General features: G+C 51.4%; 24 protein-coding genes. 21 read left to right on the top strand and 3 right to left on the bottom strand.

Annotation, left to right across the window (positions count from 1 at the left end):
- Positions 1-391 precede the first annotated feature (391 nt).
- The 17 genes from otsB (at position 392) to SJI19_RS19045 (ending at position 20,320) form a co-directional block, all read left to right on the top strand.
- Positions 392-1,180 carry a trehalose-phosphatase gene (gene otsB / locus SJI19_RS19125; protein WP_323479857.1) on the top strand — a complete coding sequence of 263 codons (789 nt, stop codon included), beginning with the start codon at positions 392-394 and terminating at the stop codon, positions 1,178-1,180.
- Positions 1,177-2,565, top strand: a complete 1,389-nt coding sequence (gene otsA, locus SJI19_RS19120; protein ID WP_323479856.1) for an alpha,alpha-trehalose-phosphate synthase — start codon at positions 1,177-1,179, stop codon at positions 2,563-2,565. The genes otsB and otsA overlap by 4 nt, the downstream gene beginning before the upstream one ends.
- Before the next feature lie 1,438 nt (positions 2,566-4,003).
- Positions 4,004-4,354, top strand: a complete 351-nt coding sequence (flhD, locus tag SJI19_RS19115; RefSeq protein ID WP_323479855.1) for a flagellar transcriptional regulator FlhD — start codon at positions 4,004-4,006, stop codon at positions 4,352-4,354.
- Positions 4,355-4,356: 2 nt separating this feature from the next.
- Positions 4,357-4,938, top strand: a complete 582-nt coding sequence (gene flhC / locus SJI19_RS19110) for a flagellar transcriptional regulator FlhC (protein ID WP_323479854.1) — start codon at positions 4,357-4,359, stop codon at positions 4,936-4,938.
- A gap of 125 nt (positions 4,939-5,063) precedes the next feature.
- Entirely contained in the window at positions 5,064-5,951 is an 888-nt protein-coding gene (gene motA, locus SJI19_RS19105; RefSeq protein WP_323479853.1) for a flagellar motor stator protein MotA, read from the top strand.
- Positions 5,948-7,231, top strand: a complete 1,284-nt coding sequence (gene motB / locus SJI19_RS19100) for a flagellar motor protein MotB (RefSeq protein ID WP_323479852.1) — start codon at positions 5,948-5,950, stop codon at positions 7,229-7,231. Before motA ends, motB begins: the two co-directional genes overlap by 4 nt.
- 10 nt (positions 7,232-7,241) lie before the next feature.
- Complete coding sequence (cheA, locus tag SJI19_RS19095) at positions 7,242-9,287, top strand: chemotaxis protein CheA (RefSeq protein ID WP_323479877.1); 2,046 nt, start codon at positions 7,242-7,244, stop codon at positions 9,285-9,287.
- A gap of 35 nt (positions 9,288-9,322) precedes the next feature.
- The gene (gene cheW, locus SJI19_RS19090; RefSeq protein WP_323479851.1) at positions 9,323-9,820 is read left to right on the top strand and encodes a chemotaxis protein CheW; all 498 of its coding nucleotides are present in this window, start codon (positions 9,323-9,325) and stop codon (positions 9,818-9,820) included.
- A 141-nt stretch (positions 9,821-9,961) separates the two neighbouring features.
- Entirely contained in the window at positions 9,962-11,641 is a 1,680-nt protein-coding gene (locus SJI19_RS19085; RefSeq protein WP_323479850.1) for a methyl-accepting chemotaxis protein, read from the top strand.
- A 43-nt stretch (positions 11,642-11,684) separates the two neighbouring features.
- Positions 11,685-13,304, top strand: a complete 1,620-nt coding sequence (locus tag SJI19_RS19080; protein WP_416347573.1) for a methyl-accepting chemotaxis protein — start codon at positions 11,685-11,687, stop codon at positions 13,302-13,304.
- A gap of 33 nt (positions 13,305-13,337) precedes the next feature.
- Positions 13,338-14,198, top strand: a complete 861-nt coding sequence (cheR, locus tag SJI19_RS19075) for a protein-glutamate O-methyltransferase CheR (RefSeq protein ID WP_416347570.1) — start codon at positions 13,338-13,340, stop codon at positions 14,196-14,198.
- Positions 14,195-15,244, top strand: a complete 1,050-nt coding sequence (locus tag SJI19_RS19070) for a chemotaxis response regulator protein-glutamate methylesterase (protein ID WP_323479847.1) — start codon at positions 14,195-14,197, stop codon at positions 15,242-15,244. The genes cheR and SJI19_RS19070 overlap by 4 nt, the downstream gene beginning before the upstream one ends.
- 38 nt (positions 15,245-15,282) lie before the next feature.
- A complete protein-coding gene (gene cheY / locus SJI19_RS19065) occupies positions 15,283-15,672 on the top strand; it encodes a chemotaxis response regulator CheY (RefSeq protein WP_323479846.1) in 390 nt (129 codons plus the stop codon).
- 12 nt (positions 15,673-15,684) lie between these two features.
- The gene (cheZ, locus tag SJI19_RS19060; RefSeq protein WP_323479845.1) at positions 15,685-16,323 is read left to right on the top strand and encodes a protein phosphatase CheZ; all 639 of its coding nucleotides are present in this window, start codon (positions 15,685-15,687) and stop codon (positions 16,321-16,323) included.
- Between the two features lie 157 nt (positions 16,324-16,480).
- Complete coding sequence (flhB, locus tag SJI19_RS19055; RefSeq protein ID WP_323479844.1) at positions 16,481-17,623, top strand: flagellar biosynthesis protein FlhB; 1,143 nt, start codon at positions 16,481-16,483, stop codon at positions 17,621-17,623.
- A gap of 1 nt (position 17,624) precedes the next feature.
- Positions 17,625-19,706, top strand: coding sequence for a flagellar biosynthesis protein FlhA (gene flhA / locus SJI19_RS19050; protein WP_323479843.1), 2,082 nt, complete (start codon positions 17,625-17,627; stop codon positions 19,704-19,706).
- A 32-nt stretch (positions 19,707-19,738) separates the two neighbouring features.
- On the top strand, positions 19,739-20,320 hold the full coding sequence (locus SJI19_RS19045; protein ID WP_323479842.1) for a flagellar protein FlhE: 582 nt from the start codon (positions 19,739-19,741) through the stop codon (positions 20,318-20,320).
- A 231-nt stretch (positions 20,321-20,551) separates the two neighbouring features.
- Here the strand turns inward: SJI19_RS19045 and SJI19_RS19040 are convergent, their stop codons facing one another.
- The 3 genes from SJI19_RS19040 to flgA all read right to left on the bottom strand — a co-directional run bounded on the left by SJI19_RS19040 (position 20,552) and on the right by flgA (position 22,205).
- On the bottom strand, positions 20,552-20,995 hold the full coding sequence (locus SJI19_RS19040; protein WP_323479841.1) for a flagella synthesis protein FlgN: 444 nt from the start codon (positions 20,993-20,995) through the stop codon (positions 20,552-20,554).
- Between the two features lie 8 nt (positions 20,996-21,003).
- The gene (flgM, locus tag SJI19_RS19035) at positions 21,004-21,300 is read right to left on the bottom strand and encodes a flagellar biosynthesis anti-sigma factor FlgM (protein ID WP_323479840.1); all 297 of its coding nucleotides are present in this window, start codon (positions 21,298-21,300) and stop codon (positions 21,004-21,006) included.
- Between the two features lie 77 nt (positions 21,301-21,377).
- Positions 21,378-22,205: a flagellar basal body P-ring formation chaperone FlgA gene (flgA, locus tag SJI19_RS19030; RefSeq protein WP_323479839.1), complete on the bottom strand. Its 828-nt coding sequence runs from the start codon at positions 22,203-22,205 to the stop codon at positions 21,378-21,380.
- 164 nt (positions 22,206-22,369) lie between these two features.
- Between flgA and flgB the strand changes: the two genes are divergently transcribed.
- The 4 genes from flgB to flgE are packed head-to-tail and all read left to right on the top strand — an operon-like array spanning position 22,370 to position 25,140.
- Entirely contained in the window at positions 22,370-22,780 is a 411-nt protein-coding gene (gene flgB / locus SJI19_RS19025; RefSeq protein ID WP_323479838.1) for a flagellar basal body rod protein FlgB, read from the top strand.
- A gap of 12 nt (positions 22,781-22,792) precedes the next feature.
- Positions 22,793-23,191, top strand: a complete 399-nt coding sequence (gene flgC / locus SJI19_RS19020; RefSeq protein ID WP_416347572.1) for a flagellar basal body rod protein FlgC — start codon at positions 22,793-22,795, stop codon at positions 23,189-23,191.
- A gap of 12 nt (positions 23,192-23,203) precedes the next feature.
- Positions 23,204-23,881 (top strand): flagellar hook assembly protein FlgD, encoded by a 678-nt coding sequence (gene flgD / locus SJI19_RS19015; protein ID WP_323479836.1) that lies wholly within the window; start codon positions 23,204-23,206, stop codon positions 23,879-23,881.
- A 53-nt stretch (positions 23,882-23,934) separates the two neighbouring features.
- Positions 23,935-25,140, top strand: a complete 1,206-nt coding sequence (gene flgE / locus SJI19_RS19010) for a flagellar hook protein FlgE (RefSeq protein ID WP_323479835.1) — start codon at positions 23,935-23,937, stop codon at positions 25,138-25,140.

Genomic DNA, 25,140 nt, shown 5'->3' with positions numbered 1-25,140 from the left:
ATTATGACAGATCCATAATTATTGACTATACTGACTAATGTGTGCACCGCCGCCCGAAGGACAGCTGGGACGGTAAGGCGTAGCAGCGTGAAACTGCAATTACCTCGCCTTATATTCAGCAAATTGTGATCTGTGACTTCTGTTCAAAACAATAAGACTGCGCAGTTGCAAGGAGAACGACGATTAGCATCATTTTCCTCCTTTTGTTCCGCTCCTTGTTGTTTACCTGTTTTCCATCTGTCAGTACCGGGCTAGCGTGTGCAGGTAAGGTATTGATGTTGCCTCACCTACACACGCAAGCGCTGTTCGGCAGCGTGTTAGCATGCAACCACTTATCCAGCGATGCGCCTTGAATGCAACTCGCAGGCGATTATAAACGAGGATAACAGGTATGACTGACAGTGAATCACCACCCCCAATATCATTGACGACATTTGCCTGTTTTTTTGATGTGGACGGAACCTTGGCCGGGATTGAGGAAAAGCCGGAATGGGTTTCGATTCCCGATGAAATCAAGCAAGCATTATGTGACGGGTTTACCGCGACCAATGGCGCATTGGCACTGGTTTCTGGCCGGTCATTAGCAGAATTGGACCGACTGAGCGCACCGTTTCATGGCCCTGCAGCCGGCGTTCATGGCGCTGAGCGGCGTGATGGTCAGGGACAGATTCATCGTACCGAACTCTCACCTGCTTTAGCTGCCAAACTGCAACGGGAACTGACCCAAGCCATCGCACATTTACCAGGCTGCCATGTTGAGGCCAAAGGCATGGCCTTTGCTCTGCATTACCGCGAGGCGCAGCACTACCAAAAAAATATTTTGACGGTGGCCGAGTCGTTTGTCACTCGTTATCCGGAATTGGCTTTGCAGCCCGGTAAATGTGTGGTTGAGTTGAAGCCACAAGGGGTGAGCAAAGGTGAGGCCATAAAGGTTTTTATGGATGAAGCGCCATTTGCCGGCAGAACACCGCTGTTCATTGGCGATGACCTAACGGATGAAGCTGGTTTTATCCAGGTAAACGCGCTGCAGGGAATTAGCATTAAAGTTGGACCGGGGAATACGGCAGCCCATTATCATCTTAAGGATGTCGCCGCCGTCCACCATTGGATATTATCATTGGTTAAACAACAAGAGAACTATTCTATTAAAACCAAAGTCTCGTCTGGGGAGGATTTATGAGTCGCTTAGTGGTAGTGTCGAATCGTATTGCGGCTATGGAAGGGAAGAAAGAAAGCGCCGGCGGCCTGGCGGTCGGTATCATGGATTCTTTAAAAGATGCCGGCGGCATGTGGTTTGGCTGGAACGGGAAAATTAGCGAAGAAGAGCTACCTCTTGAAAAGAATCAACAAGACAACATTACATTCGCGTCATTCAGTTTAAAACAAAGCGAATATGACCAATATTATCTTCATTTCTCGAATACCGTTATTTGGCCCGCATTCCATTATCGACTGGACTTGGTGCAATACCAACGTGAGGACTACGATGGTTATTGCCAGGTGAATGAACGATTGGCTGAGCGTTTGCAACCGTTGGTGGAAAACGACGATATCCTCTGGATACATGATTATCATCTGCTACCCTTTGCCGCTGCCTGCCGCAAATTGGGCATGGCCAATCGAATTGGTTTCTTCCTGCATATTCCGTTCCCGACATCAGAAATATTCAACGCTCTGCCGCCGCGTAAAGAGCTACTTGAAATGATGTGTGAATACGATCTGATTGGTTTTCAAGCAGACACCGACCGACTGGCGTTTATTGAAAACCTGTCGTTGGTCACCGAAGTAGAAGATCTGGATGAAGACCGTTTTTCCGCTTATGGAAAAGACGTCACTGTGCGCGTCTACCCCATCGGCGTCGAGCCGGACAGCATTCGCCATCTGGCGGAAGGCGCACTGCCGCAGAAACTGGCGCATTTGCGGGATAAATTAAGTGGCCAATTAATTATCAGTGTCGATCGACTGGATTATTCCAAAGGTTTACCTGAACGTTTTCAAGCCTTTGAAACGCTATTGGAGAATTACCCCCAGCACCGGGGCAATATTCGTTACTTCCAAATTGCACCAACATCGCGTGGGGATGTTCAGGCGTATCAGGACATTCGACATGAGCTTGAAATGGAGGCGGGGCGGATTAACGGTCATTTTTCGACCCTGGAATGGACTCCGTTGTTTTATTTGAATCAACACTATGAACGTAGCCTGCTGATGAAAATTTTTCGCCATTGCGAAGTTGGCCTGGTGACGCCACTACGAGATGGTATGAACTTGGTGGCCAAAGAATACGTCGCAGCACAGGATCCGGCCAACCCCGGCGTACTCATACTGTCCCGATTTGCCGGTGCTGCCAATGAATTAACCTCTGCTCTATTGGTCAATCCTTACGATCGCGATGGTGTTGCTGGCGCATTGGATAAGGCATTAACCATGCCATTAGACGAGCGTATCTCACGTTATCAGGATATGATGTCAGTGATCACCAAAAATGATATTGTCCACTGGCGCCAAACATTTTTAAGCGACCTTAAAGCCGTGCCCATTGCGCCAAATAAGGCCAAGCGGTGAGTCGTCTTGTTTTGCACAGTTCCATTGATGCTAGTAGGGTGATGACACGCTGGCAGTTGATTCGCTAGCAAACGCCAGTTGCGTACGCGCAGTAACCCTAAAGTCTCCATTACATTGCCATCACCGTCCGGTTTGCCGGCTGTGATGGCTTTTTTAATGCCATTACGACGTGTGCCCCTCTGTTTACCTACATGGGAAACCTGTAGTCAGGTGGCCGATGCGACTAGCAGTACTGATTTTCTAGCCATGATATGCCGTCAGCACCGTTCAAATCTGCGTCAGACAGGTGTGTCGCCGTGTCGCCACCTTCCTGCTATCCACAGTTTTAGGCTATAAATCGGCTGGACAGTGACAAAGGCTGGATTTTAGGAGGGTAACCTGATGTTAAAGATAGGTTAAATTTTTTTCTTAGTGAAAAAAAACACACTACGAGTATTGTTGTGGCTTAAGTCATGAATAGATTCCGCGGTGTCTAATCATCTTTTGACTCACCCCTTTACGCTTTGCTTTCGTTTACTTGACCCTATTCCTACTCATGCGATAACTGTAGGGTACGGTTTGTCCAATGGGTACAAAAAACGATCTAAATTAAACACTTGCTGAAATGGGTGATAAAATTTTGATCGTTTTTGGCTCAAGTTTTGAATATTAATGCCGATATTATTTTCACACAGCTAATATGGCTGTGGGGTTTTTTTCGCCCTAAAAACATCGACACACTTCTTTACTTATCATATCAGCTCACTGTCGTAATAATCGCAATCTTAACTTTTCCTTTATGATTTGGTCATTTAATACCCATGGGATCTACTCGATTTGCGATAGGTTTTAGCAGATTGTTTCTGCAATGTTATGGGGGTGTTGATGCATGGATTTGGGCATAAACAGCATTTATGCTATGTAAAAGTGTATTATATATTATTTTATAATGAAAATTTGGTATAACGAATGATATTCTATCAAAATAGCCGAAATTAGTGGTTTACACTGTTTTATCAGGCATATGGCATGTGGATTGAATGTATTTGGTGGTTTTGGTTGTTTTTTAACCGCTTAACATGTCAGACCAGTAGCAAATCTGATCAAGTAAACTCAATTTATGTGATCTACATCACACTTTATCTAAAATTTGCCTGAGGGTAGATTGTATGAACGACGGATTCGGCGTTAGAGTTGCCTCGCAATTAGGAATAATCTCACTAAATTGTAAAAATGTTTCACGGAAGAAGCGTTAATGAATCGGGTCAGGTTCTGACATTGTTGATACGTAAAATATTTAACGGTACGGCATTATTACATAGCCGCTTCGGTCGCCGGAATATAAGGGGTTTATCTGGTCCCGTTGTTTTCATTAGCCACCTAGGGGCGTTCTTAAGATACCGGGCGAAATTTTATCACCCAAGTTATGTTTTTAAACATAGTCTATAGGGATGGGAAAATGAATACGAATGAAATATGCAAGCATATTTACGATATAAATCTATCATATTTATTATTGGCGCAACGGCTAATAAATCAGGAAAAAGCGTCAGCAATGTTTCGATTAGGGATAAATGAAACGATGGCGGATGTGTTGATGAAATTAACATTGTCACAGATGGTGAAATTAGCTGAAACTAACCAACTGTTGTGCTTGTTTCGTTTTGATGATCACAAAACCATTACACAATTAACACAAGACTCGCGTGTGGATGAGCTACAACAAATACATACGGGGATATTACTGTCCAGTCAATTACAAGAACGGCTAGCGTCGAAAGATAATGCTTTGCCGAAGAAAAGGGCATAAAGATGGCAGTGAAAAGCATTGTCCAGGAAGCCCGAGATATCCAGCTTGCCATGGAATTGATCACGCTGGGTGCCAGACTGCAAATGTTGGAAAGTGAAACGCAGCTTAGCCGGGGCCGGTTGATAAAATTATACAAGGAGCTGCGCGGTAGTCCGCCACCAAAAGGCATGCTGCCGTTTTCCACTGACTGGTTTATGACCTGGGAACAAAATATCCACTCATCGATGTTTTACAACATTTTTCAAGTGTTGCAACAAAATAACCTGAGTAGTGGCGTTGAGGCGGTGATCCGCGCTTATCGTCTGTACCTTGAGCAGTGCCCACAGCAGGAAGGTGAACCGCCGATTCTTGCCCTGACCCGCGCTTGGACGCTGATAAGGTTTGTCGAAAGCGGTATGTTGCAATTGACACCCTGCAGCCATTGCCATGGTCATTTTATCACCTATGCTCATCAGCCAGCCTATGGATTCGTTTGTAGTTTGTGCCAACCACCTTCTCGCGCGGTAAAAAGACGTAAACTTTTACCCAACACAGCCGATATTAACCCCAAGCTGCTAGATGAGCAGGTGACGTGTGCCGTGTGACGGGTCTTGGATGCCGGACGATATTGTCCAACGTTTCCCTGGTAGAAAAATACCAAGGTTAGCGATTTTTGACCTTTCTCATATCACCACTCGTTAGCCGACATTTTTTTACCGGGGGAACGGGCGTGTTAGTAATCGTGGGTTATTTTGTTGTCATTGCTGCGGTATTTGGCGGTTATGCATTAGTCGGTGGCCATTTAGGCGCGTTGTTTCAACCTGCCGAATTATTTATGATCTTTGGCGCGGGCATTGGGGCTTTTATCGTCAGTAACAACGGTAAGGCAATCAAACTTACACTGCATTCCATCCCTAAATTATTCCATAAGTCAAAATATAATAAATCGCTATATATGGATCTGATGGCGCTACTGTTTCGTTTGATGGCAAAAGCGCGTCAGCATGGAATGTTAGTACTGGAATTTGATATTGATTCTCCGGCAGAAAGTGACATTTTCAAGCTCTACCCGCGTCTGTTAGCCGACCCGCAATTAGTGGATTTTATCACTGATTACCTGCGTCTGATGATTGGCGGCAATATGAACGCGTTTGAAATTGAAGCGTTGATGGACGAAGAGATTGAAACCTATGAACATGAATGTGAAATACCTGCGAACAGTCTTGCCCAAGTAGGCGATTCACTACCTGCGTTTGGTATTGTGGCGGCGGTCATGGGCGTGGTTCATGCGTTAGGTTCGGCGGATCGGTCGGCGGTTGAGTTGGGCGCACTGATTGGCCAGGCCATGGTGGGGACCTTTCTCGGCATCCTGCTGGCTTACGGTTTTATTACGCCATTGTCTTCACTGCTGCGGCAAAAGAAAGATGAAAGCATAAAAATGATGCAGTGCATCAAAATTACCCTGCTGTCGAGTATCCATGGGTATGCACCGCAGATTGCGGTGGAATTTGGCCGCAAGACACTTTTTTCAGCGGAAAGGCCATCATTTCTCGAACTGGAGGCGCACGTTAAACTGGCGCGCGAACCGATTAAACAGCCGGTAGAAGAGGATGCATGAAGAACCAGCCAATTATCGTCATACGCAAGCGGCGCACTAAAAGCCATGGTTCGCACGGAGGTGCATGGAAAATTGCTTATGCCGACTTTATGACCGCAATGATGGCGTTCTTCTTAGTGATGTGGTTGCTGTCAATTGCCAGTCCGAAGCAGTTGACCGCTATAGCTGAATATTTTCGTACGCCATTAAGCGTAGCGCTGACCGGCGGCAATCGCAGCAGTACGAGCACCAGTCCAATTCCTGGTGGCGGGGACGACCCTACCCGTGCAGACGGTGAAGTGCGTAAAAGCATCAAAAGTCTTACCGATCTGAAGGACAAACTGGAGAAAAATCGCCTCAGCAAGTTACGTGGCGATCTGGATCAATTGATTGAATCGGATCCGCGTCTACGAACGCTACGCCCACAACTATTAATCAATTTGGTGGAGAATGGTTTGCGTATACAGATTCTCGACAGCCAGAATCGGCCGATGTTTGAAAACGGCAGTGCGAGGGTAGAACCCTATATGCGTGATGTGCTAAGAGCCATTGCGCCGGTGCTTAATGATATTCCTAATAAAATCAGCATATCGGGCCATACCGATGCGGTGCCTTACGCCAATGGCCAACGTGGTTACAGTAACTGGGAGCTTTCCGCCGACCGCGCCAATGCCTCAAGGCGCGAGTTGATAACCGGCGGACTGGCCGACGATAAAATCATGCGCGTGATAGGCATGTCATCCACTATGAGTTTCGCGCCTAATGAACCTGATGCGGCCATCAACCGCCGCATTAGTCTGCTGGTGCTAAATAAGAAAACACAACTGAGTATTGAGCAGGAAAACCAAGCAGGGCCGGGTCTGGATGTGAATAACTCTGAGCAGTTAACGCAACATCCTGAATTCAAAGCTGCCACTGGCACAGATGCAGGCGCGGTCCCGGTTGACGCAGAACATCCAGCAGCGGGGAAACCGGTTAATTCGGCACCGGCTTCGGCACCGTCGGCTGGCGTGATTAAGGTTCCGGCCAGTGCGGAAAATCCGACGGTGGGGAAACCGGTTAATTCGGCACAGCCGCCGGTGTCATCGGTTACGGTGCCGACAAACCCGCAAAGCCCTACATCGGCCAATTCGCAAGACGTTGTGGCACCCTCGGCAAAGTCGGTAACGAAACCGACGGCCACGGGCAACCCGGTGGTTACCCCGATAATAACACCGGAAACCGTGCCACTCACTACGCCAACCGGGACGTCGAACCCGGCTGTCTCGTCGTCCAAACAACCTGGTTCACAGCAGAGGTGATTTCGTGAGCATGGAATTAAGCGCTTTTTACCAAACATTTTTTGATGAGGCCGCTGAACTGCTGGCGGATATGGAGCAGCATCTGCTGGCTCTGGATCCGCTAAAACCAGATAGCGAGCAGTTGAACGCTATTTTTCGCGCCGCGCACTCGATTAAAGGTGGGGCGGGAACATTTGGTTTTACTGTATTACAGGAAACCACCCATTTACTGGAAAATTTGTTGGACGAGGCGCGGCGAGGGGAGATGTCCCTCAGCACGGCAATTGTTAACCTGTTTTTGGAAACCAAAGATATCATGCAGGATCAATTAGATGCCTACAAAACGGCGAGCGAACCCGATGCAGCGAGCTTTGCTTATATTTGCGAAGCGCTGCGCCAACTGGCGTTAGAGTCTAAAACCGTTCCCAACGACGACAGTGCTAAGCCCGACGTTGACGAACCGGCAAAAACGGCGGCGGTTGACGCAGTCATATTCATCAGGCTAAGCGAGTTGAAACCGAGCGAAATTTCGCTGATGCTTGAAGAGCTCAGTAATCTTGGCACGGTGTTGGATCATCAGCAAACGGATGATAGTCTCAGCGCCCACTTGCAAACCAGTGTGGGTGAGGATGATATCTGTGCGGTGCTTTGCTTTGTCTTGGATATTGCCCAGATTCATTTTGACGACCAACCGACGGCGGCAAAACCACCTGAACCTACAGCGGTTGTGCCCACTAAAGCCAATGCCAGCGAGGGCGGTGCTGAAACGTTAAAACCCATGGTGACCCCCACGCCGATGGCGAAGCCGGTGTCAGGTGATGCGGAGAATACGTCCACTGCGGTTTCGGCGGCTAACCGTCCAACTGATGCGGCCAGCGCACGGGTAAAACCCGCTGACACCAGCATTCGAGTTGCAGTAGAAAAAGTCGATCAGTTGATCAATATGGTGGGCGAATTGGTCATCACCCAGTCGATGATTGCTCAGCGCGCGAGCGACCTGGATCCGGTAGAGCACAGTGACTTGCTGATCAGTATGGGTCAGTTGGAGCGAAATGCCCGGGATCTGCAGGAATCGGTGATGTCGATCCGGATGATGCCGATGGAATATGTGTTTAACCGTTTTCCCCGCTTGGTACGCGATCTGGCCGCCAAGCTCGACAAACAGGTGAACCTTACTTTGGAAGGCAGTTCCACCGAATTGGATAAAAGCCTGATCGAACGCATTATCGACCCGATGACCCATCTGGTGCGTAATAGCTTGGATCACGGCATCGAAACGCCGGCCACCAGGCTGGCGATGGGTAAACCAGCCGCTGGCAACCTGCAACTGCGAGCCGAACATCAAGGTGGCAACATTTGTATCGAGGTTATCGATGACGGCGCTGGACTTAACCGGGAGCGGATCCTGGCCAAGGCCCTGTCTCAAGGGCTGCCAGTCAACGATAGTATGACCGATACCGAAGTAGGCATGCTGATTTTTGCGCCGGGATTCTCCACCGCCGAGCAGGTTACTGATGTCTCGGGGCGTGGCGTCGGCATGGATGTGGTCAAACGTAATATCCAGGCCATGGGCGGCCATGTGGATATTATTTCTGAGTCCGGCAAAGGTACCACCATCCGTATTTTGTTGCCTTTAACGTTGGCCATTCTTGACGGCATGTCGGTGCGGGTAAGCTCGGATGTGTTTATTCTGCCGCTGAATACGGTGATGGAATCACTGCAACCGCAGTCGGAAGATCTGCATCCTCTTGCCGGCGGTGAACAAGTGCTGCAGGTTCGTGGTGAGTATTTACCGTTGGTGGAATTGCACCAACTGTTTGATGTGGCCGGTGCCAAGACTGACCCTACCCAGGGGATTGTCGTGATACTGCAAAGCGCAGGCCGTCGTTACGCCTTACTGGTGGATCAGTTGATCGGCCAGCATCAGGTTGTGGTGAAAAACCTGGAAAGCAACTACCGCAAAGTACCGGGAATCTCAGCCGCCACCATTCTTGGTGATGGTAGCGTGGCGTTGATCATTGATGTTTCCGCATTACAGGCCCTTAACCGTAACAAACGGCAGGGCGGTGCTGCTTAATTTTATATTTAGCCGACTAAAAAAAGGTGAAAACCATGGCAGGACTTGCAAATATCACCGCGCTGACCGGGGAAAATGAAGGGCAAGAATTTTTGATCTTCACCCTTGGCGATGAAGAATATGGTATCGATATACTGAAAGTACAGGAGATCCGAGGTTACGATCAGGTGACCCGGATCGCCAATACACCGCCGTTTATCAAAGGGGTAACCAATCTGCGCGGTGTCATCGTGCCGATACTGGATTTGCGGATTAAATTTGACCAATCAGACGTGTTATATGATGACAATACGGTCGTGATTGTCCTTAATCTTTTTGAGCGAGTCGTGGGCATCGTGGTCGACGGGGTGTCGGATGTTCTCTCCCTGACGGCGGACCAGGTTCGTCCAGCGCCAGAGTTTGCCGTCACCTTGGCCACGGAATATCTCACCGGCCTGGGTTCGCTGGGTGAACGCATGCTGATTTTGGTCGATATTGAGCGTTTATTAAACAGTGATGAGATGGCGTTGGTTGATACCGTAACCAATGCCTGATGGCGTGTTAACTGCACTAAAATGGCAAAACCGGCATCATTATCTGCCGGTTTTGCTTATCCGTTAATTTCTGCATTTACCGATAAAGTTTGCCATACCTGTGCCGATAAAACTAACACTAGGTGTAGTAGGAAAACAGGTATGTTTAAGCGAATCAGAGTGGTTACCGGGTTAATTATTTTATTGACTGTATTTTGTTTATTGCAAATTTTCTCGGGTGGAGTGTTTTATCACTCTTTAAAGCAAGATCAGTATCATTTTGGCGTTTACCAAGACCTGCGTAAACAACAGACCGCCTTGAGCGCCAGCTGGGTTGACTTGATACAAACCCGCAATACCCTGAACCGGGCGGCGGTGCGTTATTTAATGGATAGCAACAACATCGGCAGTGGCGCCACGGTGAAGGAATTATTAACCGACGCCAGGGGCAGCTTGGCGCGTTCGGAAAAAATGTTTGCGACTTTCCTGGCGATGCCCCGTATTGATGGACAGGATGAATCGAACCAGCAGGCGCTTAAACAGCATTATGACGCGTTGCATGCCGCACTCGTTGAATTGGATATTATGCTTAACGACGGCAAGATTAATGCGTTTTTTGCCCAGCCCACTCAAGGTCTGCAAAACAATTTCGAAACGGCCTATAGCCGTTTCCTCACGGTAAATACCGGTTTATATAATTACGCGGTTGATCAAAACCGACAATCTTATGTGCAGTCGATAGGCGTGTTGGGTGCAGCCCTGGTCATGGTCTTATTGCTCTCGCTACTGGCCTGGATAGGTATTCGCGGTATTTTGCTGCATCCGCTGAACTATCTTATGAGCCATATACGCGGTATTGCTGCAGGGGATTTAACCCAGAAACTCAGCATTGATAGTCATAACGAGATGGGGATGCTGGCGGAGAGTTTGTGTGAGATGCAACTTTCGTTAACGGGTACGGTACATAGTGTACGCCAAAGCGCCCACTCCATTCTCAGCGGCGCCAGTGGGATCGCTGCCGGCAATAGCGATCTCTCCTCGCGTACCGAACAGCAAGCGTCGGCGCTAGAACAGACTGCTGCCAGCATGGAAGAGCTCACTGCCACCGTGAAACAGAATGCGGAAAACGCCCGTCAAGCCAAATTGCTGGCGTTAAGTGCGTCAGAAACCGCGCAAAAGGGTGGCAAAGTGGTGGCTAACGTCATCAGTACTATGACTGATATTGCCGGTAGTTCGCAGAAGATTGCCGATATTACTGGGGTTATTGACGGCATTGCTTTTCAGACCAATATATTGGCGCTTAATGCGGCCGTGGAAGCTGCGCGGGCAGGTGAACAGGGGCGTGGATTTGCGGTAGTGGCTGGTGAAGTCCGCAGCCTGGCACAACGTAGTGCGCAGGCGGCGAAAGAGATTAAAGCGCTGATTGAGAATTCGGTTAATCGGGTGGAGGTAGGTTCAACGCTGGTTGAAAGTGCGGGTGAAACCATGTCGGAAATCGTCACTGCCGTAACGCGTGTCACCGATATCATGGGCGAAATTTCGTCAGCCTCGGATGAACAGAGCCGAGGGATTGATCAGGTGGGCGAGGCGGTGACCGAGATGGATCGCACCACGCAGCAAAATGCTGCGTTGGTGCAACAAGCAGCACATGCCGCCAGCGCCATGGAAAAGCAGGCCGGGTTATTGACCCAGGCCGTATCAGTATTCCGGTTAATTATGCCCACCCATTCGATGGTTAGCCCGGTGGTAGCCAGTAGCTCGCCCCGTTTGGGCCAGCCAGCCGAGCGGGCCCCGGACTCTACCAGAGCAAATGCGTTAACGGATAATTGGGACACTTTTTAATTCTGCTTGGTAAAAAATAGCCAATATTGGCATGAGGTTAATGATGTTATCGCGTATACGAATCTCCACCAGCCTGATCTTGATCGTTTTGATCTTTGGCCTGATGCAGTTAATCAGCAGCGGGCTGTCGTTTGAGAATTTCAGACGCAGCAGTAACAATTTTCACCAGGTTGAAGCGGACAATATTAAACGTAACTCCCTCAGCATGAGTTGGTCGGAATTATTGCAGACCCGCAATTCACTGAACCGCGCGGCAACGCGTTTTGCGGCTGATACGCCGTTAGAACAGATTTTACCGATTATGGACAGTGCCAAGACCAAGCTGAAAAATGCGGAAGCGATTTATAAGCAATTTAGCACGTATGACACTGACAGCGATGGCGACCGGGCACTTCGTGTCAGTACAGATAAAGCGTTCAAAGAATACGACCAGACGTTGCATGAAGCTATAGGGATGCTTGAGAACGGTAATTATCAGGCTTTCATGTCGCAACCGACGCAGCGTTTTCAGGATGCGTTTGAGCAACAATATAACGCCAATATGAGCCATCTTTCCGGCGTGATTGCGGCGGCCGGCGAGGGAAACCGTTCTGCCTATAACCGCTCTGGATGGATGTTGGCTATGATGACAGCCATGACGGTGGGGTTGGCGCTGATGGCGTTGATCTGGCTTAAACGCATGCTGCTTAAGCCGTTATCGGTGATGAGCGGTCATTTTAGCGCGATTGCCGGTGGCGATCTGGCAAGTTCTATTCACGTTGAAGGCCGTAATGAAATCAGTCAGTTGTTTCACCAATTAGAGGTGATGCGAGATGAGCTGGTGCAGACGGTATCCGCCGTGCGCCAGGGCACTGACGCCATGCTAAGCGGCATACAAGAAATTGCCTCAGGGAACCACGACCTGTCCTCGCGTACCGAGCAGCAGGCTGCCTCCCTAGAGGAGACGTCCGCCAGTATGGAGCAGTTGACCTCAACGGTAAAACAGAACGCCGAAAATGCCCGGCAGGCGAGCAAGTTGGCCAGCGATGCATCTTTGACTGCCCACAAAGGGGGTACGCTGACCGGCAATGTAGTGCAACGTATGGCTGATATTGCCGTCAGTTCACGCAAAATCAGTGATATCACCAGCGTCATTGATGGCATTGCGTTCCAGACAAATATCCTGGCGTTGAATGCAGCGGTAGAAGCGGCGCGAGCCGGTGAGCAGGGCCGAGGTTTTGCGGTGGTAGCCGGCGAAGTGCGGAGTCTGGCGCAGCGCAGCGCCCAGGCGGCAAAAGAGATCAAAGCGTTAATTGACGAATCGGTGACGCGTGTTCAGCAGGGGTCCGACCTGGTGGCGTCCGCCGGTGAAACCATGGATGAGATCGTTCGCTCAGTGGCACGGGTGACCGACATTATGGCTGAAATTGCCTCAGCATCGGATGAACAAAGTCAGGGAATAGATCAGGTGGCCGTGGCCGTTAATCAAATGGACAGTGCGACCCAGCAAAATGCGGCGTTAGTACAGCAGTCCGCCGCTGCCGCTAATGCGCTGGAGTCTCAGGCCGAATCGCTGATGCAGGCGGTGCGGGTATTCCGGCTGGAACAGCATACAACGCAAGATCATGAGAAAGTCACCGGGGCACTTGACCTTAGCGTCCGGCAACTTGGGTCATTAACCTAACGCCAGGCGCTTGCGCGGGCAATGAGAAAACGTATGTCGAATCAAGTTGAAATTGCCGCAAAATGGTCTAATTGGGCGCAACAGGTGCCGTTAACAGATGCTCATTTCCAGCGCATCTGCCAGTTAATCTACCAACGGGCCGGCATTGTGCTGGCCAGCCATAAACGCGAGATGGTGTATAACCGACTGGTGCGGCGGTTAAGGACGCTGGGTATTGCTGATTTTGGAACCTATCTAACGCGGCTGGAGGGGAGCAACAGCGGTGAAGAGTGGGAGGTGTTCATCAATGCATTAACCACCAATTTGACGGCGTTTTTTCGCGAGTTGCACCATTTTCCTATTCTGGCGCGGCATGTCAGCGAACGACCAGGGCCCTATAGCGTTTGGAGCACCGCAGCCTCCACCGGAGAAGAACCTTATTCCATTGCCATGACATTGCTGGAAACGCGGCCGGGGGGGGCCAGCCAGATGCAGGTGGTTGCCAGTGACATCAATACGTTGGTTTTGGAGAAGGCGCGCGCTGGGGTTTATCGGCATGAAGAGTTACGTGGGTTAAGCCCCGCACAGCGGCAGCGCTTTTTTTTGCGCGGCACCGGCCCCCATGAAGGCTTGGCACGGGTTCGTCCAGAGTTGAACAATATGGTGCGTTTTCAGTACTTGAACCTGTTGGCGGGGGAGTGGGCGCTTCCCGGACCCTTTGATGCTATTTTTTGCCGAAACGTAATGATTTATTTTGATAAAGAAACCCAGGAGCGGATCCTGCGCCGTTTTGTACCGTTGTTAAAACCTGGTGGTTTGATGTTTGCTGGGCATTCTGAGAATTTTAGCCAAATCAGCCAAGAATTCAAACTGCGCGGGCAAACGGTATACCAGCTTACTAAGGAAAGAAAATGAGCAAAATCAGGGTGCTTTGTATCGATGATTCCGCACTAATGCGACAGTTGATGACGGAAATCATCAACGGTTTTCCCGATATGGAAGTGGTGGCAACCGCGCCTGATCCTTTGGTGGCACGTGATCTGATTAAAAAATTAAATCCGCAAGTCCTCACGTTGGATGTGGAAATGCCGCGCATGGACGGGCTGGATTTTTTGGAAAAACTGATGCGTTTGCGTCCAATGCCGGTGGTGATGGTCTCGTCACTCACGGGCAAAGGATCGGAAATCACGCTACGCGCTCTGGAGTTGGGGGCGATAGATTTTGTCACCAAACCGCAAACCGGTCTGCGGGACGGCATGTTGGCCTACAGCGAGTCCATCGCTGAAAAAATCCGCACGGCAGCACGCGCCCGATTGCCACAACACCATCATGTATCCGCTGCGGTGCAGATGATAAAGGTCCCGTTGTTAAGCAGTGAAAAGCTGATCGCTATCGGGGCCTCCACCGGTGGAACCGAAGCGATTCGTCATGTACTGGAGCCGTTGCCACCGACCAGTCCGGCACTGCTGATCACTCAGCATATGCCACCGGGATTCACGCGTTCGTTTGCCGATCGGCTGAATAAATTATGTCAGATTACGGTAAAGGAAGCTGAAGATGGCGAGCGGATATTGCCTGGGCATGCCTATATCGCCCCCGGTGCGCGCCATATGGAACTGGCTCGTAGCGGCGCTAATTACCAAATCCGGCTGCACGACGCAGACCCGGTTAATCGCCATCGGCCATCGGTGGACGTGTTGTTTCACTCCGTAGCCCAATATGCCGGACGCAACGCAGTGGGCGTGATCCTCACTGGTATGGGTAACGACGGCGCGGCTGGCATGTTGGCCATGCGCAACGCCGGCGCCTATACCATCGCGCAGGACGAGGCCACGTGTGTGGTTTTCGGCATGCCGAGGGAAGCTATTGCCATGGGCGGCACTAACGAAACCGTACCGTTACACCAGATTAGCCAGCGCATGATGACCCAGATCAGCGTGGGGCAGGCGTTACGTATTTAGCAACCCTCATTGGGTAATTATTCATAACAGGAGTAGGTATGGCGGATAAAGAACTCAGATTTCTGGTGGTTGACGATTTTTCAACAATGCGACGAATTGTCCGTAATCTACTGAAAGAACTGGGATTTAATAATGTCGATGAAGCTGAGGACGGTGCGGATGCCTTAAATAAGCTGCGTGCCGGCCCCATTGATTTTGTCATTTCCGATTGGAATATGCCGAATATGGATGGGTTGGCTTTGTTACAAAATATTCGTGCCGATGCGGCGTTGGCCAAGCTGCCGGTATTAATGGTCACGGCAGAAGCGAAAAAAGAGAATATTATCGCTGCGGCACAAGCAGGGGCCAGCGGTTATGTGGTCAAGCCATTTACGGCGGCCATATTGGAAGAAAAGCTGAGCAAAATATTCGAAAAGCTGGGGATGTAATCAGGAGGGGATATGAATAAAACACCTATCATGCCGACAACCATAGCCGCTACGGATATTATTTCCCGCATCGGCCAGTTGACCAGGATGTTGCGCGACAGCCTGAAAGAATTAGGTCTGGATCAAGCAATTGCCCAGGCTGCCGAAGCAATTCCCGACGCCCGCGATCGGTTGGATTATGTAGTACAAATGACGGCCCAAGCAGCAGAACGGGCGCTCAACTGTGTCGACGCAGCGCAACCCCGACAAACGCAGATGGCCTCGGGTGCCAAAGCCCTGACCGCGCGCTGGGACAGTTGGTTCGAACAACCTATTGAGCTGGGCGACGCCCGTGAGTTGGTGACGGATACCCGTCAGTTTCTTGGCGAGGTTCCGGAGCACACCGCGTTCACCCACGCGCAGCTGATGGAAATCATGATGGCGCAGGATTTTCAGGATCTCACCGGTCAGGTCATCAAACGCATGATGGATGTGATCCAGGAAATTGAAAAACAATTGCTGATGGTGTTACTGGAAAATATGCCGGAACCCGTACAGGCGAAACGGGCGAACGACGGTTTGCTTAATGGACCGCAAATGGATCATACCGCTGAAGGTGTGGTTGCCAACCAAGACCAGGTTGACGATTTGCTCGATAGTCTCGGTTTTTAAATACCTCCCCCTGGACCCGGCGATCCTCCGATCGTCCGGGTAACGGCTATCCGTTAAATACCCACCGCTTTAGCCCGTTATTCCCACCATCGGCTGGACCGCTTTTTGTCATGCTAGGCACCATTAAACTTATAGCGTAGAGCGATCGGGACGATTGATGGCTGAAGACAGCGATCTAGAGAAAAGCGAGGACCCTACCGCCCATAAGTTGGAAAAAGCCCGTGAAGACGGACAGCTTCCGCGTTCCCGCGAATTGACATCGGTACTGATGTTGTTAGTGGGGCTGGCCATTCTTTGGATGGGCGGTGAGCTGTTGGCTCGTCAGCTGGCGGCTATGGTTTCCCAAGGATTGCGCTTTGATCATGGGGTTATTAGTAACGACCAGCAAATCTTGTTCAGAGTCGAAGCGCTGCTTAAGCAGACGGTATTGGCGTTGCTGCCGGTGTTTGCTGGTCTGGTGATCACCGCAATAGCCGCGCCGATGCTATTGGGCGGCATCATGTTTAACCCAGGTTCGATCAAGTTCGACCTGACTAAGGTCAATCCATTGCCCGGGCTTAAGCGGGTTATTTCCAGCCAGGCGCTGTCGGAATTATTTAAGGCAGTGCTCAAAGCACTGTTGATCGGGTGGGTGACCGGTTTTTTCCTCTGGCACAACTGGCCGGCCATGATGCATCTGGTAATGGAATCACCGGTCGCTGCCCTGGGTGATGCATTAAGGCTTATCGCCACCTGTGTGCTGTTCGATATTGTCTCGCTGACTCCCATGGTCGTTTTTGATGTGTTCTGGCAAATCTGGAGCCATGTGAAAAAATTACGCATGACCCGCCAGGAGATTCGCGACGAGTTTAAAGATCAGGAAGGGGATCCGCAGGTTAAAAGCCAGATCCGCCAGCGGCAACGTGCCATGTCGCGCCGGAGGATGATGAGTGATGTCCCGAGCGCTGACGTCATCATCACCAACCCGACCCATTATGCAGTGGCGTTGCGTTATGAGGACGGCAAAATGAGCGCGCCTAAGGTGGTCGCCAAAGGCGCTGGGGACATTGCATTGCGTATTCGCGAGATTGGCGATAGCCATCGGATCCCCCAACTGGAAGCCCCCCCTCTGGCCAGGGCCTTGTACCGACATAGCGAAATAGGGCAGGCGATCCCCGCCACGCTATATTCTGCGGTGGCTGAGGTACTGGCTTGGGTCTATCAGCTTAAACGCTGGCGACAGCAGGGCGGACTGATCCCGAAAAAACCTGAACATTTACCGGTGCCGGCGGCACTGGATTTTGCCCAAGAGAACAAGTGATATGGCCAAGCTGGTAGCGTTATTACGTTTGCCCACCAATTTTAATACCATTCAATGGCAGTTTCTGGCTGGCCCGGTATTAATATTGGTGATCCTGTCGATGATGGTATTGCCGTTACCGCCGTTTCTCCTGGATCTGCTGTTTACCTTCAATATTGCCTTATCGATCATGGTGCTGCTGGTGGCGATGTTCACTCGCAAAACCTTGGAGTTCGCGGCATTTCCTACCATTTTGTTGTTTTCCACCTTGCTGCGCCTGTCGCTGAATGTGGCCTCAACGCGGGTTATTTTATTGTATGGTCACACCGGCACGGCGGCGGCGGGCAAAGTGGTCGAGGCCTTTGGCCACTTTTTAGTCGGCGGCAATTTTGCCATTGGTATTGTGGTATTTATTATTCTGGTGGTGATCAACTTTATGGTTATCACCAAAGGGGCCGGGCGCATTGCCGAGGTGGGGGCGCGGTTTGTTCTCGACGGTATGCCGGGTAAACAGATGGCCATCGACGCCGATTTGAACGCCGGTTTAATCGGCGAAGAAGAAGCTAAGCAGCGCCGCAGCGAAGTAACTGAGGAAGCGGATTTTTACGGCTCGATGGACGGGGCCAGCAAGTTCGTGCGTGGTGATGCCATTGCCGGGCTGATGATCATGGTGATTAACGTCATCGGGGGCCTGCTGGTAGGCATGATGCAGCATGGTATGGCGCTGGGTGACGCTGCTGAAAGTTACACGCTACTCACCATCGGCGACGGCCTGGTAGCGCAGATTCCGTCGCTGGTGATCTCCACTGCCGCCGGGGTTATCGTTACTCGCGTGGGGACCAGCCAGGATGTTGGCCAGCAAATGGTGGGTCAACTGTTCAATAATCCGCGGGTCATGCTACTCAGCGCCGGGGTGTTGGGGTTGCTTGGTCTGGTGCCGGGCATGCCTAATTTTGTGTTTTTATTGTTTACTGCCATGTTGTTGGGGTTAGCCTGGTGGCTGCGTGGCAATATTGATCTGGCACCGGTGGAAACCGCCGTTTTGGAGAAACCCGACAGTACGCAAAATAAGGAAGCCAGCTGGAATGATGTGCAGCTCGAAGACCCCCTCGGCATGGAAGTGGGTTACCGGTTGATTCCCATGGTGGACTTTCAGCAAAACGGCGAACTGCTGGGACGCATTAGAAGCATTCGGAAAAAATTCGCCCAGGAGACCGGGTTTTTGCCGCCGGTGGTGCATATCCGCGATAACCTGGAGCTGCAGCCTGCCAGTTACCGTATCTTGCTTAAGGGCGTGGAGATGGGGCGCGGTGAAGCGTTTCCAGGTCGCTGGATGGCTATAAACCCTGGCAGCGCGGCCGGCGATCTGGTGGGCGATGTTACCCAGGATCCCGCCTTTGGCCTGCCGGCTGTGTGGATTGACAGTGCGCTCAAGGAACAGGCACAAACTCAGGGCTATACCGTTGTTGAGGCCAGTACCGTGGTCGCTACCCATCTCAATCATCTCATCAGTATTCATGCCAGTGAACTGCTGGGGCGTCAGGAAACGCAGCAACTGCTCGATCGCGTTACCCAAGAGATGCCAAAACTTACCGAAGACTTTATCCCTACCACCCTGACGTTGACGATTTTCCACAAGGTGTTGCAAAGCCTGCTGGCGGAAAATGTGCCTATCCGTGATATGCGCACTATTATCGAAACGCTGGCAGAGCACGCACCAATACAAAAAGACCCGGCGGAATTGACGGTGGTAGTGAGAATCGCGCTGGGCCGGGCAATCACTCAGCGTTGGTTCCCCGGCGAAGGGGAGATTCAGGCTATCGGTCTGGATTTGGCGCTCGAACGGGTGCTGTTGCAGGCGCTGCAAAGCGGTGGTGGTTTAGAACCAGGTATGGCGGATCGGGTGCTGGCGCAGGCGAAAGATGTCCTCAAAAAGCAGGAGGAGATGAATGCGCCGCCGGTACTGTTGGTCAATCATGCCCTGCGACCGTTGTTGGCGCGCTTCCTGCGCCGCAGTTTGCCGCAGTTGATTGTGCTATCGAATCTGGAGGTCAGTGACCAACGGCAAATTCGTATGACGTCAGTGTTGGGCGGTCCCAATTGATTTTTCATTGCGATAGGTTTCACTGCAGCACGATGGCGTTGTTCGCACTCATGCTGACCATGGCACCCAAGGGCATTGCCGCAGCATTACAGGTTCGCGGCGCTGTATCGTCGCCGGACACCGCGGGTCCCGTCACCAGACTGCCGGTGTTACCTCCCTCGATAAAGGCCATCAGTACTGTTGATTCGCGCTCGATAATGAATGCCACTGCGCATCCTACGGCATCGATTGGGCAACCGGCCCGGCGGCGGGTGTTGGCGGATGGTGGCTGGGAGGCCATGGGACATATGCTACGCGTGTCACGTCGCGGCAGCATAATAACCAGCGAGCCGATGCGACCAGCCGATGCGTTAACGTCCGGAGCGCAGGTAACCTCTATCATTTGGCGTATTGAAAACCAACAACCTTTGCCGCCGGGTGCGTCGATGGCTATTTGCTTATCGGGAAAGTGTGTGGTGTTGCATGGGCTGGCGGGGAGAAGTGATGCTCTGGCGGGGTTGCCGGCGGATAATCCACTCACGTTGCAAATTAACGTTAATGGCAGAGGTGCGATTTATCCGCCGATTTTGCTGACACGTTATCAGGTGTTGGTTAATTATCATGTCTCTCCTTGACAGTATACCCGTTATATTTCACGTTGCAGGTGCGTAGTCTACATGCCCCTTACCTGGGCTCGACCCACCAGGTCAGCGACAGGTCGCGCTCATTTCTGCTGCTGATTTGTCTTCGCTCACCCCCGTTATTCTCCAGTATAAACGCCTGGCAACGCGCTGCACGTCGCCTGCAGGCAACGTTGGAGGTGTAAATTGAGGTGTCGTAGTACCATGGTTTGGTCGCCAGCAGCGTTAAACGCTGATTTTACGGCCCAGGATCTGACCCGTACAGGCCTGACCGTCGGGACCGTAGAGACGGCGCTGGGTCTGGTGCTGTTCGAGTAAAGACAACATTTGTTGGTTCAGTACCAAGTGTTGCGCCAGCAACAGGCCATTGCGGTAGTTATGCTGTTTGAGCTGTTCGGTCATGTCCATAATGGTTTGCCATTGCTGTTTCAGCGCCGGATTATCATCATAAGGGGGACGACTCACACCACTGAGCTTTTCCAACGACTCGCGTTGATGATCCAGATACTGCAACGTGGCAAGCTGCTCGTTTTTATTTTCCGTCACCCGATGCAATAGCGCGGCGTTAACCTGCCCTTCGCTCAGCAAGTCCTGCTCTTGGGTAAGAGAAAGCGCCAGCTCATGCAAAATGTCCATCATTTTTGCAAAAGTGATTCCCAGTTCATTCATGGCTGCGTCTACTCATCTACCATCGATTGCGCATTGGCAATCACTGCATCAGCGATTTTGCCGGTATTAACCTGTAAATCACCACGCCGAATGGCGTCCTTTAAATTGTTTACCTTGTCCGTATTGATATCCTTATCGCTTGGCTCACGCAAGCGTGCTTGTGCATCGCTGAGATTGACCTGGGTCTGTTGACCGGAGGCTTCGGTGCTGGCGGTTGTTTTACTTTTTTGCGGCTGAACAGTACCAGCATCTGACCCTTTTAAAGGGGACAGCGGCAAAATTGGACGGGTACTATCAATACTCATACAGCCTCGCTTAAATTTATGTTCTAACATAGCCTTCGGATACCTAAGGTATCGGCCCGGTTCACTAAAGCTTTAATTTAAAATACCACGTCGACGTCACCATTTGCCATCAGTTGTCCGTTCACTATCTGACCAGAATCCAAACGCACCCTGATCTGATCGTTTATCGCCGCATTATTCATCGCCTTGCCGGTGCTTTGTACGGAAAAACCGTCACCCTGGGCGGTCACCCGTACCATCTGACCGGTTTTGACGAGCCAGGCCCGACGCAGCATGGCACTGGTTAATGGTTGCCCGCTGCCCAGCGTCCGTTCACTTACGCTGCCCAGTGCCAGTGACATATCGTTAAGCGGCAGGGTATTTAACATATCCAGCCGGCCAGTACGCCAGGCGATGTCTTGCTCGGTCAGCATTTGATGCGCGCCGATAAATCGGGCTGCGACCAAATAACGATCGGTGACCTGCACGTCGGCCTGTAAATACCGTTTGTTGCCATTGCACACCATAGCAATGCTGAGCATGCCCCAAATCCTGTTGCGCGAGGGCAAAGAAAATTGTGGATGCTCACAATGTAACTGACGATTTAACGGCGTTTTGATCACCACCAGCAGCGACTTCGGCGCCGTTGGGTATTGCTGCTGCATAAAGTCGGTAAGCTGTTGTGTCAATGGATCGGCGGCGGCGGCGGCGCTCAGCAGCAGCAAACTGCCGGCTAATGCGCGATAACCACCCAGGTTCACCAACATCGTCGATAGCCAATGACCGGCCCGACTACCGCACTGATGAAACCAACCGCAGGCATTGCCGAGGTTAGCGTTGGTCACAATAGATTTTCGCACGCCACCATCCTCATCCTTTATGTTGCGCAGATATCGCGCACTGACTTTTGCAGAACCAAACCTCATGCCCGATCCGGCAGTCACAGTGTACCTAGGTCCATTTCTTTCCAATGGTTAAATTAGCGCCATAACTCATGCTTATTCCAGCGATAGCCCGGTGGTTGATAAGTCTAAGCTGACGTCCATGTCATCAATGCTGCGAATTTTCCTCACTACTTTGGGAACCCAAGATGCTAGATAGACTTGACGCTGCCCTGCAATTTCAGCAGGAGGCCCTGAATCTGCGTGCGCAGCGCCAGGAGATTCTTGCTGCCAATATTGCCAATGCGGATACACCCGGATACCAGGCGCGGGATATTGATTTTGCCAGCGAACTGAATAAGGCGCTGACCCAGGGTCGAGCCAGTGAAACGTCGCTGTCGCTCAATACCACGTCTGCGCGCCATATTGCCGCCGCTGGGGACACCGTGCCGACGATGGATCTGCTTTACCGGGTACCCGACCAACCCGCGTTGGACGGCAACACCGTCGATATGGATCGGGAAAGAACCCAGTTTGCTGAGAACAGCCTGCAATATCAAACCAACCTGACAGTATTGGGTGGGCAGATCAAAAACATGATGTCGGTTTTACAGGAGTAATAGCCCGTGGGTATGACTTCGATTTTCGCGATTTCCGGTTCGGCGTTAACCGCCCAATCGCAACGCATGAATGTCGCCGCCAGCAACCTGGCGAATGCAGACAGCGTCACTGGGCCGGATGGTCAACCATACCGAGCCAAAGAAGTGGTCTTTCAGGTGGCGGCTCCGGCGGGTCAAGAGATTGGCGGGGTGCAGGTCAGCGACGTTGTGGAATCATCGGCGCCGGACAAATTGATTTACCAGCCAGGCAATCCGTTGGCAGATCCGCAGGGTTATGTGCGCATGCCGAATGTTAATGTGGTTGAAGAGATGGTGAACAGCATGTCGGCCTCTAGGAGTTACCAGGCCAACATTGATGTGCTCAATACCGCCAAGGTTCTGATGCAAAAAACCTTGACGCTTGGCCAATAACCGGAGGATACGATGGGCGTTTCCGTTAACATGAATGACCCGGTCGACAACAACACTGTTGCCGCCGCGAGTGCCGCTGGCAGTACCAGTGTTGATTTGCAAAGTCAATTTTTGACGTTGCTGGTGGCACAGTTAAAAAACCAGGATCCCACCAACCCGATGGACAACTCTCAGTTGACCACCCAATTGGCACAGATCAGCACCCTGAGCGGCATTGAAAACCTCAATACTACCCTGGGCTCTATTTCCGGGCAAATCACCACAGGACAGACCTTACAGGCTTCAACCCTGGTAGGCCATGGCGTGATGATCGACGGCAACACCATTTTGGTGGGCAGCGAGAGTGTCGCAACGCCCTTCGGCCTCTCGTTGGATGCCGCCAGCAACGATACTACCGTTATCATCAAGGATGCTAACGGCAACGTTGTGCGCACTGATGATCTTGGGGCGCAAACGGCTGGCGTACATACCTTCAGTTGGGACGGCACCGATAGCGCCGGCGCGGCACTCGCCGCAGGTTCATATACATTCAGTGTGGCGGCTACCTCGTCCAACGGTAGCCCAGTGAACGCTACGCCACTTAAATATGCCGAGGTCTATGGTGTTAATACCTCGTCTACCGGTGCTTCACAGCTCAATCTCGGCTTGTCGGGCAATGTCAGCCTCGATCAGGTGCGGCAGATTATTTAACAGTTAACGATGCCCGCATGGCGGGTTTGCCAGCCTTACCACAGGAGAGTCAAATGGGTTTTTCACAAGCGGTCACCGGGATGAATGCCGCGTCCACTAACCTGGACGTTATCGGTAATAATATTGCCAACTCCGAAACCACGGGTTTTAAAGCCGGATCAGTATCCTTTGCCGATGTATTCGCCAGCTCTCAGGTCGGCCTTGGCGTCAAGGTGGCTGCCGTCACGCAGGATTTCAGCGATGGCACCGTCAGCAGTACGGGCAACTCGTTAAACGTCGCCATTTCCAACAGTGGTTTTTTTCGTTTGACGGATGACAGCGGCGCGGTGCATTACTCTCGTGACGGTAATTTTACCAAAGACGCCAATAACCAATTGGTCAACAACAGCGGACTGCATGTGACCGGATATGCGGCCACCGGTGCACCGCCGACCATTCAGCAGGGCACCCAGCCGGTTGACCTGACCATCCCTACGGCGGGATTGACGGCCAAGGCCACTACCAGCGGGACCATGGTGGTCAAATTAACCTCCGGCGCCGCTGTCTTGGATGACACCAAATTCAGTACTGCCGATTCGTCTACCTACAGTTTTTCGCAGCCAATGACCAGCTACGATAGCCAGGGCAATCCGCACAATGTTAGCCTGTATTTTGTTAAAACCGCCGATAATACCTGGAAGGTACATGGTCTTGACAGCAGCAGCAGTACTGCTGCAGTACAAGACCTGGGTACAATGAGTTTTGATGCCAGCGGCCAATTGACCAGTGCTGCTACAGTGAGCATTAATATGGATTCGATAAACGGATCCAGCGGGTCCGCCTTTACTCTGGATTTCACCGGGACCCAGCAGCAGTACGCCACCACCAGCAGTGTCAGCAGTCAGAATGTCAACGGCTATTCAGCCGGGGATTTAACCAAGTACGCCATCAATAACGACGGCACCATTACCGGCACCTATTCCAATGGCCAAACCCAATTGCTCGGGCAGGTGGTGTTGGCCAATTTCGCCAACCCGGAAGGGCTGAAATCCGACGGTAACAATACCTGGAGCGCCACGGCGACCTCGGGCCAGGCGATTGTCGGCACCGCCGGCAGCGGTAACTTCGGTACTCTGACCGCGAGCGCATTGGAAAGCTCCAATGTCGATTTGAGCAAAGAGCTGGTCAATCTGATTGTGGCCCAGCGCGACTATCAATCGAATGCGCAAACCATCAAAGCGCAAAATGCCATTATGCAAACGCTGGTCAGCCTGAGTTAA

Source organism: Acerihabitans sp. TG2, from assembly GCF_035013185.1.
Taxonomy (GTDB): Bacteria; Pseudomonadota; Gammaproteobacteria; order Enterobacterales; family Enterobacteriaceae; genus Acerihabitans.
This window is presented reverse-complemented; position numbering and strand designations above follow the sequence as displayed.

What these genes read in the sequence shown, in the direction of transcription:
- flgB (WP_323479838.1), top strand. Translation starts at nt 22,370, where the DNA reads ATGCTAGATAGACTTGACGCTGCCCTGCAATTTCAGCAGGAGGCCCTG.
- flgC (WP_416347572.1), top strand. Translation starts at nt 22,793, where the DNA reads ATGACTTCGATTTTCGCGATTTCCGGTTCGGCGTTAACCGCCCAATCG.
- flgA (WP_323479839.1), bottom strand. Translation starts at nt 22,205, where the DNA reads ATGAGGTTTGGTTCTGCAAAAGTCAGTGCGCGATATCTGCGCAACATA.
- flhD (WP_323479855.1), top strand. Translation starts at nt 4,004, where the DNA reads ATGAATACGAATGAAATATGCAAGCATATTTACGATATAAATCTATCA.
- otsB (WP_323479857.1), top strand. Translation starts at nt 392, where the DNA reads ATGACTGACAGTGAATCACCACCCCCAATATCATTGACGACATTTGCC.
- SJI19_RS19040 (WP_323479841.1), bottom strand. Translation starts at nt 20,995, where the DNA reads ATGAATGAACTGGGAATCACTTTTGCAAAAATGATGGACATTTTGCAT.
- cheW (WP_323479851.1), top strand. Translation starts at nt 9,323, where the DNA reads ATGGCAGGACTTGCAAATATCACCGCGCTGACCGGGGAAAATGAAGGG.
- motB (WP_323479852.1), top strand. Translation starts at nt 5,948, where the DNA reads ATGAAGAACCAGCCAATTATCGTCATACGCAAGCGGCGCACTAAAAGC.
- cheR (WP_416347570.1), top strand. Translation starts at nt 13,338, where the DNA reads ATGTCGAATCAAGTTGAAATTGCCGCAAAATGGTCTAATTGGGCGCAA.
- SJI19_RS19070 (WP_323479847.1), top strand. Translation starts at nt 14,195, where the DNA reads ATGAGCAAAATCAGGGTGCTTTGTATCGATGATTCCGCACTAATGCGA.
- SJI19_RS19045 (WP_323479842.1), top strand. Translation starts at nt 19,739, where the DNA reads ATGGCGTTGTTCGCACTCATGCTGACCATGGCACCCAAGGGCATTGCC.
- flhC (WP_323479854.1), top strand. Translation starts at nt 4,357, where the DNA reads ATGGCAGTGAAAAGCATTGTCCAGGAAGCCCGAGATATCCAGCTTGCC.
- flgD (WP_323479836.1), top strand. Translation starts at nt 23,204, where the DNA reads ATGGGCGTTTCCGTTAACATGAATGACCCGGTCGACAACAACACTGTT.
- SJI19_RS19080 (WP_416347573.1), top strand. Translation starts at nt 11,685, where the DNA reads ATGTTATCGCGTATACGAATCTCCACCAGCCTGATCTTGATCGTTTTG.
- flgE (WP_323479835.1), top strand. Translation starts at nt 23,935, where the DNA reads ATGGGTTTTTCACAAGCGGTCACCGGGATGAATGCCGCGTCCACTAAC.
- flhB (WP_323479844.1), top strand. Translation starts at nt 16,481, where the DNA reads ATGGCTGAAGACAGCGATCTAGAGAAAAGCGAGGACCCTACCGCCCAT.
- flgM (WP_323479840.1), bottom strand. Translation starts at nt 21,300, where the DNA reads ATGAGTATTGATAGTACCCGTCCAATTTTGCCGCTGTCCCCTTTAAAA.
- SJI19_RS19085 (WP_323479850.1), top strand. Translation starts at nt 9,962, where the DNA reads ATGTTTAAGCGAATCAGAGTGGTTACCGGGTTAATTATTTTATTGACT.
- cheY (WP_323479846.1), top strand. Translation starts at nt 15,283, where the DNA reads ATGGCGGATAAAGAACTCAGATTTCTGGTGGTTGACGATTTTTCAACA.
- cheZ (WP_323479845.1), top strand. Translation starts at nt 15,685, where the DNA reads ATGAATAAAACACCTATCATGCCGACAACCATAGCCGCTACGGATATT.
- flhA (WP_323479843.1), top strand. Translation starts at nt 17,625, where the DNA reads ATGGCCAAGCTGGTAGCGTTATTACGTTTGCCCACCAATTTTAATACC.
- otsA (WP_323479856.1), top strand. Translation starts at nt 1,177, where the DNA reads ATGAGTCGCTTAGTGGTAGTGTCGAATCGTATTGCGGCTATGGAAGGG.
- cheA (WP_323479877.1), top strand. Translation starts at nt 7,242, where the DNA reads ATGGAATTAAGCGCTTTTTACCAAACATTTTTTGATGAGGCCGCTGAA.